Origin of the sequence: Rahnella sp. WP5 (assembly GCF_000745615.1) — a bacterium.
Classification (GTDB): Bacteria; Pseudomonadota; Gammaproteobacteria; order Enterobacterales; family Enterobacteriaceae; genus Rahnella; species Rahnella aceris.
In genome coordinates this window covers 147,454-167,979 of record NZ_KN050720.1, presented here as the reverse complement: position 1 = coordinate 167,979, position 20,526 = coordinate 147,454, and the positions used below count along the sequence as shown (strand labels likewise).

Here is a 20,526-nt window from a genome sequence, read left to right as displayed (position 1 = left end):
AAAAACAACCAAAATAAGCGGTTTTATTTGGGGTGAAAATTGAATTAAAGCTGTTATGCTTAGTAAAGTTACGTGGTCACCGAAGAGTTCACGATGAAATATCAGCAACTGGAAAATCTCGAAAGTGGTTGGAAATGGAAGTATCTGGTGAAAAAACACCGGGAAGGTGAGCGGATCACCCGCCATTTGGAAAACAGCGCTGCCCAGGAATCCGTGAATCAACTTCTCAACCTGGAAAACGAGCCGGTCAAAGTGTCAGACTGGATTGTTAATAATATGAATCCGGCGCTGGAAAATCGTCTTAAGCAAACGATTCGTGCACGCCGTAAGCGTCACTTCAATGCCGAGCATCAGCACACTCGCAAAAAATCTATCGATTTAGAATTTCTGGTCTGGCAGCGTTTAGCGGGATTGGCACAAAGGCGTGGTGTCACGCTTTCTGACACGATCATTCAACTGCTTGAAGATGCCGAGCGTAAAGAGAAATACGCGAATCAGATGTCTTCATTGAAAGAGGATTTAGAACAAATACTCGGCAAGAAAGATATTGGATAGATTTGCTTTCGCGTCTCAGGGAGTCAGCTATTTGCTCTGACCGAAGGCATAAAAAAAACCCCGCCATGGCGGGGTTTTTAGTATCTGTAGCAAAAGCTAAAGCGTGTTATTAAGCCTGTGGCTGAGTAACAGTATCTTTGTAGCCTTTAACTTCGATTTCTACACGACGGTCTGGTGCCAGGCAGTCGATCAGAGCAGCACGGCCTTTAACGGAGTCACAGGTAGAACCGGTAACTGGGTTAGATTTACCCTGGCCTTGTGCAGAGATCTTGTTAGCAGGGATACCTTTAGATACCAGGTAATCTACTACGCTCTGAGCACGTTGCTCAGACAGTTTCTGGTTGTATTGTTCTGAACCGATACGGTCGGTGTAACCCAGAACGATAACAGAACCGTCTTTAGGATCGATAGAGCTCAACTGGCTGTACAGCTGATCCAGAGCCTGTTGGCCTTCTGGTTTCAGAGTCGCTTTGTTGAAGTTGAAGAGAACGTCAGATTTCAGAGTGAATTTCTTAGTCTCTACAACTGGAGCTGGAGCTGGTGCTGGAGCAACAACTGGAGCAGCTGCTTCATCTTGACCGAAACGGTAAGAAACACCTACAGACAGCATTGCGTTATCAGGACGTGCACCAACGGTAGCCGCGTCACCAATGTTGTTAACCCACTGGTAATCCAGACGGGTAGCCCAGTTTTTGGTTACTGCGTATTCAACACCAACTGCTGCCAGTGGAGAAACACCAGTGTCATGATCACTTACGCGACCATTAGCACCGTTGTTGAAGTTACCTTTAGCATCTGCACGCCAAACCATACCACCCAGACGGGTGTACAGGTCCAGATCGTCAGTCAGCGGGTAGCTCAGTTTAGCAGCCAGCTGAACGCCTTGTGCTTTGAACGCGCCGTTATTTACGCTGCCTTTGTAAGGCATACGGCCAAGCCAGTCATATCCCATTTCAAAGCCCAGGTATTGGTTCGCTTGGTAACCCAAGAACGCACCTGCACCCAGTTGGCTTTCGTGGGTAGGGCCGTTGCCGATACCGTTGTAAGCGTTTGCGAAACCAGTGTCATGGTATTGGGACCAGCCCAATTTACCACCGGTATACCAGGTGTTATCTTTAGGGGCGGCTTGCGCTACGGTAGCGAAACCTGCCAGTGCCACTGCTAATGCGATAGCTGTCTTTTTCATTTTGCGCCTCGTTATCATCCAAATAGGCAATTGAGCTTTAAGCTTTTTAAGCCCTTGGTTAAAATCCTTACGCCAAGATTATTGCTTCATTTCAGAACTTGCCACTTTACGTTGGCATTATCGAGCAACCTTGGCGTTGTAAAGTCTACAACGTGGCGCGAAACTTACAAGCTTGATGTGTTAACACCGTGGAAAAAAAGGGAAAAACGGACACATTTCTTAACGGCTTTGGCAATTTGCTGACAAAATCTGGCACTAATCTGCATTCAGGAAGCCCGTTTTTACTGGCTTGCAGGCATTATTCAGCACAAATCACTAAGTTCCGCATTATTTTCATAGGAAGATTCCTATTTTGAACTAATGGTATACGGAAGAGTGAATTTTTACTGTGGAATGATGTCCACAAGCTGAATTCTGTTCATTTGTCGGTCTCATTATGAAGCCGTAAGCACCACCCTGGCGTGCTGCAATTTGCAATCTTTCCCTCTCAGTATCACTCAAATCCGGAAGCCATCCCAACACGACACTGTAGTTACCCGTCTGCAAGGCTTTCTCCATTGCATCTACCGTCGACATCGCCGTAATTTGATTAACTTGCACCATCTTATCCACCGGCAGACCTGACTGAGATAACCAATGACGGCTCAGTTTTTGTTGAGGTGTGAGCCACAACAACCAGCGAGACTGCATACCCAGGTGTTGCAGTAAGGGCAGTAATAACTGCGCAAAATCAGGTTGGCTCGCACTATAGACGAACTCAGTGATCAGACCATTATTCAAGGATGCAGACGTATTTACCTGTGACGGAGTGACGGGCAAAGCAAGCTGACTAAAATTATGATTTGTATGGTATTGAGTTCGCATAATGATGTACTCCAGTGAGTTACTGTATGTATGTACAGTACTCTGGCGGTGAGCAAAGATCAACCCAATTTTTCCAAGATATCTCGCAAATTTTGAAGGCAACAGGCTGTAACGGCATTTTATGTTTGTTGGAGTTCATAAGATTGCGTATTTTGCTTTTAGCTGTTTTGGTAACTCAAAATGGAAGCAAGGGATTAACGTGAAAAGGATAACGCAATGATAAACAAATCAAAAAAACGAGTGCTTGAGTGTCTGGAGATTTTTGCCCCGTTGGGCAATATTCGTTCCCGCACCCAATTTGGGGGGATGAGCTTGTCCGCTGACCGCGTCATGTTCGCCCTGGTTTCTGATGGTGAACTCTATCTGCGAGCGACCGGAGAAACTGAAACTCATTTTCGCCGCAAAAAGATGGAGAGGCTGACCTATCGCAAGCGAGGCATGGATGTGCAGTTGCGTTATTTCAAAGTGAGTGCCCGGCAATGGAATGATCACCAGGCACTGTGCGAGCTGGGCAGATTATCGTTGCAAGGGATGTTGCGGGATATAGAGCTGAAAAAAAACAACGAAGCGGTCCGATTGAAAGATTTACCCAATCTCTCGCTGGCGCTCGAAAGGATGCTCTGGCAAGTCGGCATTGAGAACTCGGGGGACTTGCGGTTACAGGGGGCCTGCCATACCTACCTCAAACTGTGTGCCATTAAAAAAAAGAATTTAGGGATTAATTTACTGATGGCACTCGAAGGGGCAATTTTGGGCTTCCATGAAGCCGCTTTGCCGATGGAATCCAGAGAGTCATTAACTCACTGGTTTAACCATCACCAAGAGCAGCTATCAACGGTTGTGCACTAAATTTGCGTAAGTTATCTGCAATTAGAGCCGATTTTGTGCCGGCAGGATCTTAGTATTAAGACTGGTGAGCTCAGGCAAATGAGCCACCAGTAATCCAATTTGCTGAAGCACGAGCTGCTCTTTACTGTCGATATCCGTTGTACGCATCTGAATACGTGCAGTGAGTTCACCGAGCGCGTGTTGGATGCGTTCTGCTTCAGAAGGCAGATGATGCAAAGCGCCGTCAACGCAGCATGCTGCATCATCCAGCAACCTCAGGGTTTCGGCATCATTGAGTTTTTCGCGATGGGCACCCAGCGCTGAAATGTAGCTCAGCATTGTATGATTGAGGCATAACAGGCGAAACGCCGCTTCGAGTGTCGACGGTTCGTTATTTCTCTCAGAGCTCATGTTTGACACCACGGACGCCAGTTCGGCATCGCAATTATGCGCATCGCGGCGGGCCAGACGGTACTCGAGACTGTTGTCTTTCCCCTGATGGTACTGCACCAGAATAGCATCAAGATAACGGCAATTAGCATCGAACGTTTTTCTGACCACCTTATCAAGTTGCCTGAATTTCCAGTCGGGCCATATAAAGGTCACTGCCGCCCAGGCGATACCACAACCAATCAGCGTATCGATTACTCTCGGGATAGCGACTTCAAATCCTTCGCCTAACAAATTGAAGCATAACAACACCAGAAGGGTGATGAACATTGTGGCCTGCGCGTATTGCACTGTGCGGAACGCAAAGAACAATAACCCGCTGATGACGATCAGAATCATTTGTCCGTCAACGGACGGAACGAAATACAAGATAGGGATCCCGAGAGCAATACCGGCGAGTGTTCCGATTATCCTCAGAGCTAACCTCCGGCGGGTCGCACTGTAGTTTGGTTGACAGACAAAAAGACTGGTGAGCAAGATCCAATAGCCGTGATTTAAGCCGCTGACCTGAATGAAAACGTAACCGACAAAGAGCACGACAGACATACGAATTGCATGACGGAACAACACCGATTGCGGCGTAAAATGGCGGGAAATGCGCAGCCAGATATCATCAAGGCCAGTCAGACGGTCTTCCGCAAACGGGCTTTTGCCGGTCTGGTTTTCCGGCAGAGACTGCTCCGACTCGATATTTGCCAGTTGCGCGTCAATCGCATGCAGATTGCGTAAAAGATGGCGTAACGCCTGTAATGTCTCACGGTGTTCATGATGAGATTCCAGACGTTTGAGGGCTTCTTCCAGCCGGGAAAACGCCCGTTCGAACTGACTGTTGTGGGTATATTGCTGGCGATAAAGAATGCATTGTGACAGCTGTAAACAGGCCCGCGCCTGCATGCTCATCAGGCGCTGAAAGCGGAACAGAATATCACTGTGATGAAATTGTTCACTGAGTTTGAGGTACTGCACGTGGGACGAGCTGGCGCGCTCATGAATATCCTGCACCACAAAATAATAATGTAATGTCCGGCGGGTTCCTTTCTGGCCACGATCTCCTTTCAGCCGGGTCTGTAGCGTATTTTTTGTTTGGTTCAGTGTGGAGACCAGTTGACCATTGGCCATGGCCAGCTCGACCAGTTGCTGGTTGTTATCATCCTGATCGGGATCAAACAACGTTGCTTTGGCTTCAAGATAAGCCGCCAGTTGCGTGAAACAGCGTGAGATCTGATCCTGTAACGGACGGATGGGGAAAATAATATGGCCAGCCAGCGTCAGCAGGTTATACCAGATAGCACCCGCAAGCAGGATCAGCGGTTGCTGATACCAGATGTGATACATGCTGGTGCCAAGCATCGTATATATGGCGATCAGCAACGCGCCAAAGGCAATCGTGGCATAACGCTGCCCCAGGGCCCCCAGCAGGATGAATCCGCAGGTTGAAATCATCAGCCCGGGCGCAAAAAGCCACGGATAGGGGAAGAGTAATTCTATGGATGCTGAAGCAATAAAAAAACAGACCAGGGTAATCAGCAAATTGCGCAGACGGCCAGCGAGACGATCATCAAGGTCGGCAAGAGCCGCAGCAACCACACCGAGTGTCAGGGGGATTGTCAACGTGAACTGACCCAACCACCATGGCAATGCCGCAGCCCCTGTCAGCGCAATGAAAATCCTGATGTGATAAAGAATATTGCTGTTATAGGCATAGCGCCGTAAACCGGGTGCAATAGAAAGCACGAAAAACCCACCTTAAAATTCAAAAATGTTGAAACATCGCAATCAGCGAATGCGTCCGTTTTCTCTCTGACGGCTTGCATTAGCTTCACGAACTTGCTTTGCCAGCTCGACGGAAACGACCCTGCGTCCTACCGGCCAGAGTGCAATGGCAGCAATTTTAAAGTTCGCAATGCCCACCGGAATACCGATTATGCTGATACATTGCGCGATACCGGCGACAATATGCGACAAGCATAACCACCAGCCGAAAAAAATAAACCAGAAGATATTCAACAGAGTACCTCCGCCGGACAGCAACGCGCTGCGTTTTTCCGGATACAGGTCATCGACATGTACGGCTTCATTGCCAAATGGCAGCAGTGAAAGACGGGTGATTTCCCAGCAAGAGCGGGTGAGGGGCAGAGTAAAGATCAGCACGATACTGACCAGCGTAGCAAGCAGCCAGGCAAGCGTGGTGAAAAAACCACCTAAAACAAAGTTAAGAATATTGAGTACGGTACGCATGGCAGCTCTTCCCGAAGAGGTTAAAAAGTTGATAAATTTCGTGTTCACATAACGCAAACATACCTCTTATTCTACTCTGTTTTGGAGCGTGGATCGCCTGCGCTTATCAAAGGTAAACTCTTAAATGCTCTTGCATGTAAAATGTCAGGAATTAAAGAAAAACACGGTGTGATGATATGGAACTGAAATCGACCTCATTCGGGAAACATCTGGCGCAGCACCCTTATAACCGGGTGCGTCTGCTTAATGCCGGCGTGGAAGTCAGCGGCGATAAACATCACTATCTGATCCCTTTTAATCAGCTTATTCAGATTCGCTGCAAACGTGGCATCGTCTGGGGGGAGCTTGAATTTGAATTGCCGGAGCAAAAAGTGGTCCGGCTGCACGGCACCGAATGGCAGGAAACACAGCGTTTTTATCAATACCTGCTCAATATCTGGCAGACCTGGAGTCTCGAGATGAGCGAGGTCAGCGCCGGAGTATTGCGCGGGCAGGTTGAAAAAATTACCCAGATTGAACAGCAAGACAAATGGTTCAAACGCATTGATCTGGCTGATGTGCAGAAAGACATTACTGAGGCATTTTCTGCGATCCCGGTGCCTGTTGAACGTCTTACTGAATTTGATAATTGTCGGGAAGATTATCAGACCTGTCTGCGCTGGCTTGAGCAGGGTAAACGCAGTGTCGACCGGCGCAATCTGGCTTGGACTGACAGGGTGATTGCTGATAACCGTGACTTTTTTGATACCGTTGAAGTGTCACCGCTCAATGACAGCCAATGCCGCGCTGTCGTGAACGGTGAAGACGCGGTTCTGGTGCTGGCTGGCGCGGGCAGTGGTAAAACGTCGGTGCTGGTGGCGCGCGCGGGCTGGCTGTTGCGCCGTCAGGAAGCGCATCCTGAACAAATTCTGTTGCTGGCCTTTGGTCGTCAGGCAGCGGATGAAATGAACGGGCGTATCAAAGAGCGTTTGCATACTGAAGGCATCAAGGCCAAGACATTTCATGCGCTCGCTTTGCAGATTATCCAGGAAGGCAGCAAAAAAGCCCCCAAAATCAGCAAACTTGAAACCGATTCGAAAGCCCGGCGCAGCTTACTGATTAAGACATGGCAGCAGCAGTGTGCAGAGAAAAAAGTGCAGGCCAGCGGCTGGCGGCAATGGATGACAGACGAACTGGAATGGACCGTTCCTGAGGGTGATTACTGGAAAAATAAATCGCTGGCGGAGCGCCTCGGAAGCCGCCTTGAACGCTGGCTCAGCCTGATGCGTATGCACGGTGGCAGTCAGGCGGAGATGATCGAAAGCGCGCCGGAAGACGTCAAAGATCTGTTTACAAAGCGTATTCGTCTGATGGCACCGCTGATGAAAGCCTGGAAAACGGCACTGAAAGAAGAGGGCGCAGTGGACTTTTCCGGGCTTATCCATCAGGCAGTCAATATCTTGGAAAAAGGGCGTTTTGTCAGCCCGTGGAAGCATATTCTGGTGGATGAATTCCAGGACATTTCCCCCCAGCGCGCACTGCTGCTTTCTGCCTTGCGTAAACTTAACAAACATACCAGTTTGTTTGCTGTGGGGGACGACTGGCAGGCGATTTACCGTTTCAGCGGTGCGGAGTTGTCCCTGACCACGGCGTTTGCTGACAATTTTGGCGAAGGAGCGCAATGCGCACTGGATACGACTTACCGGTTCAATGACCGCATCGGTGAAATTGCCAATAAGTTTGTGCAGCAAAACCCTTATCAGTTGAAGAAGCCGCTGAACAGTCTGACCAAAGGCAACAAGAAAAATGTGGTGATACTGCCTGAGGATCAGATGGAAAAATTGCTGGATAAACTTAGCGGCTATGTCACCGCTGATGAACATATTCTGGTGCTGGCACGTTATCACCATCTTCGACCGCAAATTCTGGAGAAAGCCGCGACCCGCTGGCCAAAGCTTAATCTTGATTTCATGACGATTCATGCCAGTAAAGGACAACAGGCTGAATACGTGATTATCGTCGGATTGCATGGTGGCAATGACGGTTTCCCTGCGCCCGCGCGGGAATCTTTGCTGGAGGAAGTGTTATTGCCTGAACCGGAAAACTTTCTGGATGCCGAAGAGCGGCGTTTATTGTATGTGGCGATGACACGTGCGAAGCATCAGGTCTGGTTGCTGCAGGATAAAGAACGTCCTTCCGTCTTCGTAGAACAGCTTGAAGATATCGGCGTACCGGTCCAGCGAAAACCATAGATAAGATCAATGAAAATCCCGGCAATCGCCGGGATTTTTACTTTTAAAAATCAGCCAATTGAATAATTATTCTTTCAGGCGTGACCACAGATAGCGCTGGTAGTCAGGAATAGTGATTTCGACTTCAGACTGGAACAACGGAGACTGGATCAGGAAGTCAGCAGTAGACAGATTGGTTGCCACCGGGATGTTCCATACGGTCGCCAGACGCAGCAGGGCTTTCACATCCGGATCATGCGGAACGGCGTTGAGCGGATCCCAGAGGAAAATCAGCATATCGATTTTGCCTTCGGCAATCAGCGCGCCCACTTGCTGGTCGCCGCCCATCGGCCCGCTTAGCATGCTTTTGACATTAATCCCGGTATTACGCTGAACCAGGTTACCCGTCGTGCCGGTGGCATACAGGATATGCTGCGAAAGTTCAGCAACGTTTTTATCAACCCATTTCAGCAGGGTACTTTTGCAGTGGTCATGCGCGACCAGGGCTATATGTTTTTGTTTTGCGATCGTGCGGGTCGTGTATTCCATCTAATTCCCTTCAACGCGAAAGTAAAAGTGGATCACAGAATACTGAAACTCCGTTTTACTGCATAGCTCAGGGGGAATAATTCGCCGTTAAGAAGGAGGAATGCGTGATGCAGATTAAGTTATGACGCGCGTTCCTGATTATCCGGCAGTTTTAACCAGAGTAACAACCGCTCAAAGCCAGCATTCGCGGCCAGACGTGTCCACAACGGGTGAAGATAAACGATAGAAATTTGAGATGTTGCGTCGGTGGCTAACGCAGATTTTTTATCCGTGCTGCCTTTGGCGAATGAAGGAACCGCCGCACGTGCGCCCGACAAATTGTAAGTCATCATTAATTTCTCAGCGTCTGCAGTATGTCCGGGATTAAACATATTCAGGACGTCACGTTGCGTCGGTATTTGACGGCCTTGTTCATCAATGAGCTGATAATTCATCTGCTGGCTAAATTGTGTCGTTTCATTGTCGTTGCTCAGTTTTGGCAGAACGAAAGAAACGGAACGATTACTTTTAGCATTGAAGGTCACGATAAGGGCAGGCGAATGGTAGATTATCGGTGCCTGTTGAGTGACGGAACGGACATTTTTGCTGACCTGAAACAGAATCTGGTGCTGACCGCCATCGAGTTCAAGGCTGTCTGCACCTTTAAGGATTGCGCCAGACATCTGTTTGCCATCGATTACCAGAACATCGACATCGGGGGACAATTTAAGTGAGGTCGCTGAAGCTGACACCATCAGGCTGAGACTCGCTAATGCGACCAGCGCATGACAGATTTTCATTCCTCTCTCCTCAGATACAACGTTGCTCATCCTCTATTATTCAGGAATGACGATTGTGTGTCAAAGTTTTACAAAATGTTTTAATTTCCCACCGGCGTGATCCTGCAGCGGCTCTTTTTCACGTACAGACTGTCGAAATGGTCAGGCTGCGTTACACTTAATGCATACAGGCCAAAGGAGATAAACCCGTGCAAGACAATGATATCCGCAAGATTCTTGAAGAAGTGAAAACCATCGCGCTGGTGGGGGCCAGTGATAATCCCGGCCGACCAAGTTACGGCGTCATGGCGTATTTACTTTCTCAGGGCTTTGAGGTGATCCCGGTAAGTCCGAAGCTGGCGGGGCAGGAACTGCTCGGCCAGAAAGCTTATGGTTCTCTGGCAGAAATCCCCCATCCGGTAGATATGGTGGACGTGTTCCGTAATGCGGATGCCGCTTATGGCGTGGCGCAGGAAGCGATTGCGATTAAGGCGAACGTGTTGTGGTTGCAACTGGGCGTCATTAATGAACAGGCTGCTGTGCTGGCAAAAGAGGCCGGGCTGAAGGTGGTGATGGATCGCTGCCCGAAAATTGAAATTCCGCGACTGGGCATGGAAAAGTAAACGTCTGCGGATCCTGCCCGTAAAAAAACCGGCTACCGCGCCGGTTTTTATCTTTCATCTTGTCAGGAAAAAGCCATCATGCTCAGTTACGCAGTCGCGGTGCCTGTAACTGGTTACGGATTGAGGCTGCCAGGTCATCCAGCGAGGCTTGTTCAGGATGCGAACGTGCCGCTTCATGATCGATCTGAATTTCAGCCAGGTAAGTGTGAACCGGCTGACCTTCTTCATCTTCCATCACGACATGGTACCAGGGAGCGGTACGCATTGAATCATCAGCAACGACATCATTGACGTCAGGCTTATCGAGCGAATATTGTGCATCAACATCAATAACCACACCCAGATAACCTAACATTCTGTGGCGGACCTGCTGTCCGATACCGTATTTACTGGCAATCATAGTCACCTCCCAAAAATAATTCATTAATCTCTATATGGAGATAAAACGGGCTATTTCAAGTTTTGACCACGTAATCTGCTTAAAATTCGCGGGCGTACTGCCGCAACAGCACACCGTGCTTATTTTGTCAGTTCATTACCAGGCAGGCGAACCCTTTCAGATATAGACCTTCAGGGTAAGCGCCGGTCACCGGATGGTCGGCTGCCTGACGGAACTGCTCGACGAACTGGATCTCACGACCGGCATCCAGCGCCGCATCAGCCAGAATTTTCTGGAATAAATCCGTTGGCAACAATCCGGAGCAGGAGAAACTCAGCAGAATCCCCCCCGGACGTAACAGTTGCAACGCCAGCATATTAATGTCTTTGTAACCACGGCAGGCGCTTGCCAGCTGATTTTTGTTCTCAACGAATTTCGGCGGATCCATCACGATCATATCGAACTGCTGGCCTTCGGTGCGGTATTTACGCAGCAACTGGAACACGTCTTCACGCAAGAATTCTGCTTTCGAGAGATCCAGTTTATTCAGTTCAACGTTCTGACGGGCCACGTCGAGCGCTGCCTGGGAGGTATCCACGTTGGTGACTTTTGTACAGCCGCCCATCAGCGCAGACACCGCGAAAGCGCCGGTATAAGAGAAACAGTTCAGAACGTTGCGGCCTGCGGCATAATTACGTGCGGCAAGGCGGCTGTCACGCTGGTCAAGGTAGAAACCGGTTTTGTGACCTTCTTTAATATCCACCAGCAGGCTCATTCCATGTTCCTGAATCGGCAACAAGGCAGGAGGCTCGTCGCCAAATACGTGTCCCTGAGCCAGTTCCAGCCCTTCTTTTTTACGCACGGCCACGTCGGAACGATCCCAGATTGCACATTCCGGATAGCAATGTTGCAGTGCTGCAATCAGCGGGGCACGCTGATATTCCGCACCGGCTGACAGCAATTGCAGCACCAGGAAATTCTGGAAGCGGTCGATAGTGATACCTGGCAGGCAGTCGGATTCCCCAGCAATCAGGCGGTAACCGTCCAGTCCGTCGCGCTTAGCGATATAATCGCGCCAGCTCTGCGCCTGTTGTAAACGGCGGATGAAGAACGCGATATCAATGTCTTCATCTTGTTTGAATGTCCAGACCCGCGCACGGATTTGCGAGGACGGCGAATAGGCGCCGCGCGCCAGCCATTTTCCCTGACTGTCTACAATATCTATAGTCTCGCCGGAATTGGCTTTACCTTCGATGCGCGAAACAGCGCCGGAAAACACCCACGGGTGGCGACGAAGAAGTGATTTTTCACGGCCTTTGGCCAGAATTAAACGTGCAGTCATAAAATTAGGTTCTGTCGGTTCGGAGACAAAAAAGAGCGACATTGTCCGGTCATGCAGGTCAAATTGCAACGAACCATACCGCTAACGGAGAGAATATTATGGCAACAGTCAGTATAGCCGCCTATGTGTACGGCATGGTGCAGGGCGTCGGTTTTCGTTTTGCGACCCAGCATCAGGCTACCGGTCTCGGTCTGACCGGTTACGCGAAAAATCTTGAGGATGGCAGCGTCGAAGTGGTGGCGTGCGGAGAGCAGGAGAAAGTAGATCAGTTGCTAGCCTGGCTGAAGCAGGGCGGGCCGAAACATGCACGCGTTGATCGCGTACTGAGTGAGCCGACCGCGCCTGGCAATTACAGCGATTTTAAAATCAAATACTGAAATCTTTCACAAGCACTTCACCGGTTTCGGCAGGCCCGCAATTTTGGTTGCCTGTTTGGCCGGACCTTTCGGGAACAGCCGGAACAGATAGCGGCTGTTGCCTTTCTCTTCGCCATATTTCTGCGCCATTGCTTTCACCAGCATGCGTACGGCGGGAGAAGTATTGAATTCGAGGTAAAACTCGCGCACAAACCGCACGACTTCCCAGTGGGCGTCAGTCAGAACGATCCCTTCTTCTTCCGCCAGCAGCGGCGCCATGCCTTCCTGCCACTCCTGACTGTTTTTCAGGTAACCCTGAGCGTCGGTTTCAATAACCTGACCTTCAAACTCCAGCATACAACCTCAAACCTGTAAAATGCGGCAGTCAGTTTAGCAAAAACGCCGGTCAGACAAAATAAAAAGCCCCGCACGCAGGCGGGGCTTCGATCCACTTCAGGCTTTATCAGTTACGTGATGACAGGCCCAGAATGCTCAGCAGGCTGACAAAAATGTTGTACAGCGAGACATACAGGCTGACGGTCGCCCGAATATAGTTGGTTTCGCCGCCATGAATAATATTGCTGGTTTCCCACAGGATTGCGCCTGCGGAGAACAAAATAAACAGGCAACTGATCGCCAGTGACAGCGCAGGAATTTGCAGGAACAGGTTAGCGATAACCGCCACCAGCAGCACCACAAAACCTGCCATCATCATGCCGGACAGGAACGACATATCTTTGCGCGTGGTCAGCACATAGGCTGAACAGCAGAAGAACACCAGCGCAGTGCCGCCCAGTGCCAGCATAATAATGTCACCGGCACCGACGGAAAGCAGCGAACTCAGCAGTGGCCCCAGCGTATACCCCATAAAACCGGTCAGCGCGAAGGCAGATAAAATACCCGCCGGGCTGTTGGCTGTGCGGTAGGTCAGGAACATCAGGCCATAGAAGCCAACGATGGTCAGCAGAAAACCGGGGGACGGCAATCTCAGAACCGTACTTGCTGTCGCAGTAATCGCGGATACGCCCAAAGTCAGTGCTAACAGGAAATAAGTATTACGCAGCACCCGGTGCGTGCTTAGCAACGAGCCAGCGCGTGATGATGACGAAGATGCAACGATACGATCCATGCGGTTCATAATAAAATTCTCACTTAAGCCCTTCATACTTTGTGTCGCAGATGCGTTGGCTTCGCCCGGTCACCCGAATCACTTACCTGCGTAAGCTCATCGGGACTCCCTCTCTTGCCGCCTTCCTGCGACCCAAATTATTTTGGGTATCTAATTGGAGTCGGTGAAAATACAAACAGGTTGCAGTGTAAGTAGTTGCGGTGCGTCATTAAAGACGTTTTACCCTTCTTTACCTGCCCGGAGCGGGGCACTGCGCGGTATCCTGACGTCAAAATCACCGAAATGATGCTTAAATCGCCGCTTGCGAACCGAATGCCTGTTTTTCAGGCAATCAGAACAGAATCAGGCTTTACAAGCGGATCGGCACTGTTTATAGTTCGCTTCGTTGCGGAGGGGTGGCCGAGCGGCTGAAGGCACCGGTCTTGAAAACCGGCGATGGGAAACCATTCGAGAGTTCGAATCTCTCCTCCTCCGCCATAAACAACACAAGAAAGCTGCTAAGCAATTAGCGGCTTTTTTTGTCTCTGTCATTTATGCCCGACTTTGTGTACGCGGTTTAAATGCTCATAAAATCAACAAACTAGACTGAAAATAATATTTGCATCTTTTTTACGGTCTTGTATACTACGCCCCGTACTGAACGACTGAGGTCGTAACGTACTTGTTGTTTACGGAGGGGTGGCCGAGCGGCTGAAGGCACCGGTCTTGAAAACCGGCGATGGGAAACCATTCGAGAGTTCGAATCTCTCCTCCTCCGCCATAAACAACACAAGAAAGCTGCTAAGTGATTAGCGGCTTTTTTTGTATCTGAAATTCCCCCTTTGCCCCTCCACTTATTCTTCAGACGGCTTCTTTCTGCCCGTATTGCCTTGGCGAACATCCCAGTGTGCGTTTGAACGCCGTACTGAAAGCACTTTCTGATTCGTACCCAAGCGAAAGCGCCACGGCTGATACCGGTTCTTTAGTATTCGCCAGCCGGTCGCCAGCCAGCAACATCCGCCAGCGCGTCAGGTATTCCAGCGGCGCACTGCCCACAGCCTGTTTGAATTTTTGAGAAAATACAGAACGCGACATACCCGCCCGTTCTGCCAGCGTTTGCACCGTCCAGCGCTGCGCCGGGTTTTCATGCATTGCATTCAGCGCTTTGGATAACTGCTTATCGGCCAGTGCGGCAAACCAGCCGCTGGTTTCACCTTCCGGCGCGTTATCGACGTGCATCCGCAGCGCCTGTACCAGCATCATGTGCGCCATATGCTGCGCAATAAGCAAGCCGCCGGGACGCTGGTCACGCAGTTCCTGCATCATCCGTTCAACCGCCCAGCGCAGGCTGGCTCTGTCGGATTCTTTTGAGATATGCACCACCGGCGGCAGCATCGCCAGCAGGGTAGAAGCGTTTGCGCCGCTGACCGCAAACCGGCTGCCGGTGAGGAAGAAATCCTGGCCGCCGTTACAGGAAACCGTTCCGCCATCCTGCGCCTGCTGGAAAATGGGCCCGGCATCGACGGACGGAAGGCTAAGATCGCTGGCCAGCCGGAACGGGCGTCCGCTGGGTAACACAAAGCAGTCTCCTGCTTTCAGATGCACTGCGCCTGGCACGGAATCGACTGCCAGCCAGCATTCACCGCGAATAATCGCGTTACATTTAATCGACTGATAATGGTCGGGAAATTGCACCGACCAGGCGCCTCCGGCTTCAAAACCTTTGGACATATAACTGCGCGGCTTCAGCAGTGATAACACATCAGAAAGAGGGTCCATCAGCGACTCCGGACGATTGCAAAGATAATGCGGACATTAGCGCATAGATCGTCTTTCCTCCAGCCCCTATATTTTATGACGTAAGTCCTGGGCTTTTGTAGCCACGACAGGTTTAGCCAACAACGGGGAAATTCGCAATGCGTGTATTTGTGACAGGTGCAACAGGTTTTGTCGGTTCTGCGGTGGTTCAGGAATTGCTGCGGGCCGGTCATCAGGTGCTGGGGCTGGCCCGTTCGGATGCCTCGGCGCAGGCGCTGACCGACGCGGGTGCCGGGGTTCATCGCGGCAGTATTGAAGATCTTGAGAGCCTCGCATCCGGCGCAGCGCAGGCCGACGGGGTGATCCACACCGCGTTTATCCATGACTTTTCGAAGTTTCTGGAAAATTGTGAAAAAGACCGGCTGGCGATTGGCGCATTAGGCGCTGCGCTGAAGGGCACCCATAAACCGCTGATCGTCACCTCCGGCACGGCGCTGGTGAACAATGGCCGTCTGGCAACGGAAAATGATTTACCCGATCCGTACGGGCAAAATCCTCGCGTGGCGTCCGATCTTGCCGTCGCTAAACTGGCAGAGCAGGGCGTGCGGGTGTCACTGGTGCGTCTCCCGCCATCGGTGCATGGCGCGGGCGATCATGGATTTGTGCCGCTGCTCATTGCGCTGGCGCGGGAAAAGGGGGAATCAGCGTATCCGGGGGATGGCGAAAACCGCTGGCCGGCAGTGAACCGTTTTGATGCCGCGCAAGTGTTTGTGCTGGCACTGGAGAAGAGCGCGCAGAATGCGATTTATCACGCGAATGCAGAAGAAGGTGTGCCATTCCGTGAGATTGCCACCCTCATCGGTAAGCACCTGAACCTGCCAGTGGTGAGTAAAAACGGGCCAGATCTGGCGGCACATTTTGGCTGGTTTACCCATTTTGCCTCGTTAAATAATCCGACCTCAAGTCAGATCACCCGCGATATTTTGGGCTGGAAACCCGTACATCAGGATTTACTGACCGATATTGATACCGCCGGATATTTTAAATAATCCCCGTTTTCTGTCCTTAAAAACAGGCCATTCAGAGGGCCTGTTTTGCGTTTTCTACCGTGGTTTTTATGGTGTTAATTGCTTAAAAAACGCCACGAATCACAAATCGGGAAGATAAAAACGTTACCCTATTGCCTGTCCGATGTTATGCGTTATGTTGATTTTTAGTTTCCCAAATGTAACTAGAGGTTAACAATAATGTCGAATAAATTACGTATCTCTCTGATTGCTCTGGCTGTAATGATGTCTTCCTCTGCAATGTCTGCATTACCTCAAGGCTACCCGGCTGACTATCAAAAAATCGTCGATGCGGCGACTAAAGAAGGCAAAGTCGTGGTCTATTCCACGACTGACACCAAAGCCGCTGGCCCGCTGATCCAGGGCTTCGAGGCGACGTATCCGGGTATCAAAGTCGAATACAACGATATGAACAGCACCGAGCTGTACAACCGTTATATCAGCGAACAGGCGGCGGGCGGCACCAGCGGCGACGTGGTCTGGAGTTCCTCGATGGATACCGCGCTGAAACTGGCGACCGACTACGCGCAGGAATATAAATCCCCTGAACAGGGGCAACTGCCAAAATGGGCAGTGTGGAAAGACAAAGCTTACGGCACGACGTATGAACCGGTAGTGTTTATCTATAACAAACGCCTGATCCCGGCCGGTGATGTGCCTGATTCCCATGCGGCACTGGCAAAACTGATCGCCAGCCAGACCGAAAAGTTCAACAAAAAAGTCACGACTTACGATATTGAGAAATCCGGTCTCGGCTTCATGCTGTCCGTACAGGATTTCAAAGCCGATCCGAATTATTTCAAAACGCTGGCTGATGTGGCCAAAGGCGGCTTAGCAGTGCAATCCTCTACCGGCACCATGATGGAACGTGTCTCTTCCGGCGAAAACCTGATCGGCTTTAACATCCTGGGTTCCTACGCCGAAGCCCGCGCTAAAACTGACCCGTCACTGGGGATTTCCTATCCGAAGGATTACACCCTGGTGCTTTCCCGCGTTTCCTTCATCAGTCAGGAATCGAAAAACAGCAACGCGGCCAAACTGTGGCTGGACTATGTCTTGTCCGAGAAGGGGCAGAGCATTCTGGCCAATCAGGCTGACATTCCCTCCATCCGTAACGATATCGAAGGCAAAAATGATATCGATGGTATGACCAAAATGCTGGGCAACGCGCTCAAACCCATCCCGGTGGATGAAACCCTGCTGGAATACCTGCAACAGAAAAAACGCCTGGATTACATCAAACAGTGGCGTACCGCTGCTGCCAAGTAGTGACATATTGAAGCGCGTCATTTTCCGCCGCGCTTCCTTTTTCCTGCCTGATTTCGCTCTCCTTGTTTCTAACCGAAGGGAAGTAACATGAATGCATTGCGCAGAAAGTGGCAGAGCCTGCCGCGCGGCATTGTGGTGTTGATAACGGCGCTGGTTATCTACATTCCGTTGTCGTTCATCGTGATACAGAGTTTCCTCTCCGCGCCGTTCTTTTCGCCGTCGAAAGAATGGAGCCTCGAATCTTTTGGATTCATCTTTACTGATCCGGATTTCTACAAAGCGCTGAAAAGCGGCTTTATTCTGGCCTTCGGGCTGGTGGTCATCGCCATCCCGCTTGGCGGTATTCTGGCGTTCCTGATGGTGCGTACGGATTTGCCGGGCAGACGCGTGATTGAGCCGCTGATCCTGGTGCCGATTTTTGTGTCGCCGATGGTATTAGGTTTCGGTTACGTGGTGGCCGCCGGACCGGTCGGGTTCTTTTCACTGTGGGCACAGGCGATCCTCGGTTTCGTGCCGTGGAACATCTACGACATGTCGAGCATCGTGGTGATTGCCGGTCTGACGCATGTTCCTCACGCCTATCTGTATATCTCCTCGGCGTTGCGCAGCGTCGGGTCGGATGTTGAGGAAGCCGCGCGAACTGCAGGCGCCTCGCCGTTACAGGTGATGACGGCGGTCAGTCTGCCGATGGTGCGTCCGTCGATTCTTTACGCCACCGTTCTGCTGTTCTTCCTCGGGCTGGAAGTGTTCGGCCTGATGCTGGTGCTCGGCGACCCGGAAGGCAACATGGTGCTGGCGACCTATCTTTATCAGTTGACCAACAAACTTGGTACGCCGTCTTATCATCTGATGGCTGCGGTTGCCGTGGTGCTGATTTGTATCACTATTCCGCTGGTGATGTTGCAGCGCCGCCTGATGCGTACCGCCAACCGTTTCGTGACGGTGAAAGGTAAAGCGTCGCAGGCGCGTGCTTTACCGCTTGGAAAATGGCGCTGGGTGGCCGGGGCTGTGGTGGCGTTCTGGCTGACGGTGACCATCGGCGTTCCGCTGATTGGTGTGATGCTGCGTGCATTTATCTCTAACTGGGGCGTCGGCGTGTCCATCTGGGATGAACTCTCGCTCAACACGTTCCGCACGATCTGGGAACAGCCGAACCTGCTGCGCGCTATCGTCAACTCGATGGCTATTGGCGTCATTGGCGGTGCGCTGGCAGTGGCCTGTTATCTGTTTATCGGTATTGCGATGCACCGTAAACCCGACGGCGTCACCCGTTTCCTTGATTACAGCGTACTGGTGCCGCGTGCGGTGCCGGGGCTGCTGGCCGGTCTGGCTTTCCTGTGGGTGTTCCTGTTCCTGCCGATGTGGCTCGATAACGCGCTAAAATCCGGCTGGCTTTCCGGCATGCCGTGGTCACAGTGGTTGCGCGATAACCTGGTGGTCTGGTTGCGATCCTTGCGCAGTACGATTTTCAGCGTCTGGCTGGCGTATACCGTGGTGTGGATGGCGTATGGTCTGCGGCTGATTTCCTCGACACTGTTGCAGGTCGGGCCGGAGCTGGAAGAGGCGGCGCGCAGTACCGGGGCGACCCGCGGGCAGATCACCCGTCACGTTACCATTCCGCTGTCGCGTTACGGCCTGATTGGCTCGTGGCTGCTGATGTTCCTGATTTTCGAGCGTGAATATTCCACCGGTGTCTATCTGCTGTCGCCGGGCACGGAAACCATCGGCTCGATGCTGGTTTCCCTGTGGGCGGCGGGCGCCATTGATATTGTTGCCGCGCTCTCCTTTATTAACATCCTGCTGGTGGTGTTAGGTCTGGGTATTGCCCTTCGTTTCGGAGTGAAATTACATGATTGAATTATCTGTCGACAATCTGCACCTGACTTATGGTGATAATCCGGTGCTGAAGGGCGTTTCTATGGATCTGAAACGCGGCGAAGTGGTGTCATTGCTCGGGCCTTCCGGCAGCGGAAAAACCACCTTGCTGCGTGCCGTCGCCGGGCTGGAAAAGCCGGTGAAAGGCACTATCGTCATTGGCAAAAACAAAGTTTATGACGGCACACCGCGCAGCGAAATTCCGGCCGAAGAGCGCAATCTCGGACTGGTGTTTCAGTCTTACGCCCTGTGGCCGCATAAAACCGTGTTTGAGAACGTGGCGTATCCGCTGAAATTACGTAAGGTTTCGGCGGGTGAAATCACCCGGCGCGTACAGGATGTGCTGAATCAGCTGGGCCTCGGGCATCTGGGCAAGCGCCACCCGCATCAGCTTTCCGGCGGCCAGCAGCAGCGCGTGGCGATTGGCCGTGCGCTGGTCTACAACCCGCCGGTGATTTTGCTCGATGAGCCGCTGTCGAACCTTGATGCCAAACTGCGTGAAGAGGCGCGGGTGTTCCTGCGCGAACTGATCATTAAACTCGGACTGTCGGCGCTGATGGTGACGCATGACCAGAATGAAGCGATGGCGATTTCTGACCGTATTCTTTTGCTCAACAACGGCAAAATTGAACAGCAGGGTACGCCGCAGGAAATGTACGGTTCGCCGAAAACCCTGTTTACCGCAGAATTTATGGGCAGCAACAATCGTCTGCACGGCAAAGTCACCGAAGTGCGTGAGGGTAAAGCGCGTATCGAAGGCAGCGACTGGGTGCTGTGGGGGCTGGCGGGTGAGGGGGTGCAGGCCGGACAGGAAGGGACGGCGGTGATCCGCGTCGAACGCGTGGTGCTGGCCGACGGGCCGGGCGAGAATCAGCTGGAATTGCCGCTCCTGACCAGCATGTATCTCGGTGACCGCTGGGAATATCTGTTCCGCACAACCGGCGATGATTTTGTGATCCGTGCTTACGGCACCGATGTGCGCGACCCGCAGCATTGCCGTCTGGCACTTCCCGAAAACCATGTGTGGATCTTCCCGAAACAATAAGTAATCGCAGGGAGCGGTTCAGCGCCGCTCCCTGAAATACTTCTGTCATTTCCCGCGAGTAAAATT

General features: G+C 51.4%; 20 protein-coding genes and 2 tRNA genes. 11 read left to right on the top strand and 11 right to left on the bottom strand.

Annotated features, from left to right (window positions below; genetic code table 11):
- The first annotated feature begins 93 nt into the window (after positions 1-93).
- Positions 94-555, top strand: coding sequence for a macrodomain Ter protein MatP (matP, locus tag EX31_RS18045; protein ID WP_037035996.1), 462 nt, complete (start codon positions 94-96; stop codon positions 553-555).
- Positions 556-664: 109 nt separating this feature from the next.
- Here the strand turns inward: matP and ompA are convergent, their stop codons facing one another.
- Together ompA and sulA are read right to left on the bottom strand one after the other, a co-directional pair.
- Positions 665-1,741: a porin OmpA gene (gene ompA / locus EX31_RS18040; protein ID WP_013574875.1), complete on the bottom strand. Its 1,077-nt coding sequence runs from the start codon at positions 1,739-1,741 to the stop codon at positions 665-667.
- A gap of 357 nt (positions 1,742-2,098) precedes the next feature.
- A complete protein-coding gene (gene sulA / locus EX31_RS18035; RefSeq protein ID WP_037035994.1) occupies positions 2,099-2,605 on the bottom strand; it encodes an SOS-induced cell division inhibitor SulA in 507 nt (168 codons plus the stop codon).
- Positions 2,606-2,821: 216 nt separating this feature from the next.
- Here sulA and EX31_RS18030 point away from each other — a divergent pair, with 216 nt between their 5' ends.
- Positions 2,822-3,454: a TfoX/Sxy family DNA transformation protein gene (locus EX31_RS18030; RefSeq protein WP_037035992.1), complete on the top strand. Its 633-nt coding sequence runs from the start codon at positions 2,822-2,824 to the stop codon at positions 3,452-3,454.
- A gap of 21 nt (positions 3,455-3,475) precedes the next feature.
- On the opposite strand, the gene yccS is transcribed toward EX31_RS18030, so the two are convergent.
- The gene (yccS, locus tag EX31_RS18025; protein ID WP_037035989.1) at positions 3,476-5,617 is read right to left on the bottom strand and encodes a YccS family putative transporter; all 2,142 of its coding nucleotides are present in this window, start codon (positions 5,615-5,617) and stop codon (positions 3,476-3,478) included.
- Between the two features lie 42 nt (positions 5,618-5,659).
- Entirely contained in the window at positions 5,660-6,121 is a 462-nt protein-coding gene (locus tag EX31_RS18020; protein ID WP_013574879.1) for a YccF domain-containing protein, read from the bottom strand.
- A 176-nt stretch (positions 6,122-6,297) separates the two neighbouring features.
- Between EX31_RS18020 and helD the strand changes: the two genes are divergently transcribed.
- Positions 6,298-8,352, top strand: coding sequence for a DNA helicase IV (gene helD / locus EX31_RS18015; protein WP_037035987.1), 2,055 nt, complete (start codon positions 6,298-6,300; stop codon positions 8,350-8,352).
- Positions 8,353-8,418: 66 nt separating this feature from the next.
- Here helD and mgsA read toward each other — a convergent pair whose 3' ends face one another.
- Together mgsA and EX31_RS18005 are read right to left on the bottom strand one after the other, a co-directional pair.
- The gene (gene mgsA / locus EX31_RS18010; RefSeq protein ID WP_013574881.1) at positions 8,419-8,880 is read right to left on the bottom strand and encodes a methylglyoxal synthase; all 462 of its coding nucleotides are present in this window, start codon (positions 8,878-8,880) and stop codon (positions 8,419-8,421) included.
- Positions 8,881-8,999: 119 nt separating this feature from the next.
- On the bottom strand, positions 9,000-9,659 hold the full coding sequence (locus EX31_RS18005) for a DUF2057 family protein (protein WP_037035985.1): 660 nt from the start codon (positions 9,657-9,659) through the stop codon (positions 9,000-9,002).
- A 188-nt stretch (positions 9,660-9,847) separates the two neighbouring features.
- Between EX31_RS18005 and EX31_RS18000 the strand changes: the two genes are divergently transcribed.
- Positions 9,848-10,261: a CoA-binding protein gene (locus EX31_RS18000; RefSeq protein WP_013574883.1), complete on the top strand. Its 414-nt coding sequence runs from the start codon at positions 9,848-9,850 to the stop codon at positions 10,259-10,261.
- Positions 10,262-10,343: 82 nt separating this feature from the next.
- Here EX31_RS18000 and hspQ read toward each other — a convergent pair whose 3' ends face one another.
- A complete protein-coding gene (gene hspQ / locus EX31_RS17995; protein ID WP_013574884.1) occupies positions 10,344-10,661 on the bottom strand; it encodes a heat shock protein HspQ in 318 nt (105 codons plus the stop codon).
- A 127-nt stretch (positions 10,662-10,788) separates the two neighbouring features.
- Positions 10,789-11,982: a 23S rRNA (cytosine(1962)-C(5))-methyltransferase RlmI gene (gene rlmI / locus EX31_RS17990; protein WP_037035983.1), complete on the bottom strand. Its 1,194-nt coding sequence runs from the start codon at positions 11,980-11,982 to the stop codon at positions 10,789-10,791.
- 98 nt (positions 11,983-12,080) lie between these two features.
- On the opposite strand from rlmI, the gene yccX reads away from it, so the two are divergent.
- Positions 12,081-12,359, top strand: a complete 279-nt coding sequence (gene yccX / locus EX31_RS17985; protein WP_013574886.1) for an acylphosphatase — start codon at positions 12,081-12,083, stop codon at positions 12,357-12,359.
- A gap of 6 nt (positions 12,360-12,365) precedes the next feature.
- Here the strand turns inward: yccX and tusE are convergent, their stop codons facing one another.
- A complete protein-coding gene (gene tusE / locus EX31_RS17980; protein ID WP_013574887.1) occupies positions 12,366-12,695 on the bottom strand; it encodes a sulfurtransferase TusE in 330 nt (109 codons plus the stop codon).
- Between the two features lie 106 nt (positions 12,696-12,801).
- Entirely contained in the window at positions 12,802-13,467 is a 666-nt protein-coding gene (gene yccA / locus EX31_RS17975) for an FtsH protease modulator YccA (protein WP_015689627.1), read from the bottom strand.
- A 389-nt stretch (positions 13,468-13,856) separates the two neighbouring features.
- Here yccA and EX31_RS17970 point away from each other — a divergent pair.
- Positions 13,857-13,944: transfer RNA gene (locus EX31_RS17970), tRNA-Ser, on the top strand.
- 195 nt (positions 13,945-14,139) lie between these two features.
- Positions 14,140-14,227: transfer RNA gene (locus EX31_RS17965), tRNA-Ser, on the top strand.
- Between the two features lie 80 nt (positions 14,228-14,307).
- On the opposite strand, the gene EX31_RS17960 is transcribed toward EX31_RS17965, so the two are convergent.
- Positions 14,308-15,225, bottom strand: a complete 918-nt coding sequence (locus EX31_RS17960; RefSeq protein ID WP_013574889.1) for an AraC family transcriptional regulator — start codon at positions 15,223-15,225, stop codon at positions 14,308-14,310.
- 137 nt (positions 15,226-15,362) lie between these two features.
- On the opposite strand from EX31_RS17960, the gene EX31_RS17955 reads away from it, so the two are divergent.
- The 4 genes from EX31_RS17955 (at position 15,363) to EX31_RS17940 (ending at position 20,460) form a co-directional block, all read left to right on the top strand.
- The gene (locus EX31_RS17955) at positions 15,363-16,253 is read left to right on the top strand and encodes an SDR family oxidoreductase (protein WP_037035980.1); all 891 of its coding nucleotides are present in this window, start codon (positions 15,363-15,365) and stop codon (positions 16,251-16,253) included.
- Positions 16,254-16,451: 198 nt separating this feature from the next.
- Positions 16,452-17,540 carry an ABC transporter substrate-binding protein gene (locus tag EX31_RS17950; protein WP_013574891.1) on the top strand — a complete coding sequence of 363 codons (1,089 nt, stop codon included), beginning with the start codon at positions 16,452-16,454 and terminating at the stop codon, positions 17,538-17,540.
- Positions 17,541-17,627: 87 nt separating this feature from the next.
- Positions 17,628-19,397 carry an ABC transporter permease gene (locus tag EX31_RS17945; protein WP_013574892.1) on the top strand — a complete coding sequence of 590 codons (1,770 nt, stop codon included), beginning with the start codon at positions 17,628-17,630 and terminating at the stop codon, positions 19,395-19,397.
- A complete protein-coding gene (locus tag EX31_RS17940) occupies positions 19,390-20,460 on the top strand; it encodes an ABC transporter ATP-binding protein (RefSeq protein WP_013574893.1) in 1,071 nt (356 codons plus the stop codon). The genes EX31_RS17945 and EX31_RS17940 overlap by 8 nt, the downstream gene beginning before the upstream one ends.
- The last annotated feature ends 66 nt before the right edge of the window (positions 20,461-20,526 follow it).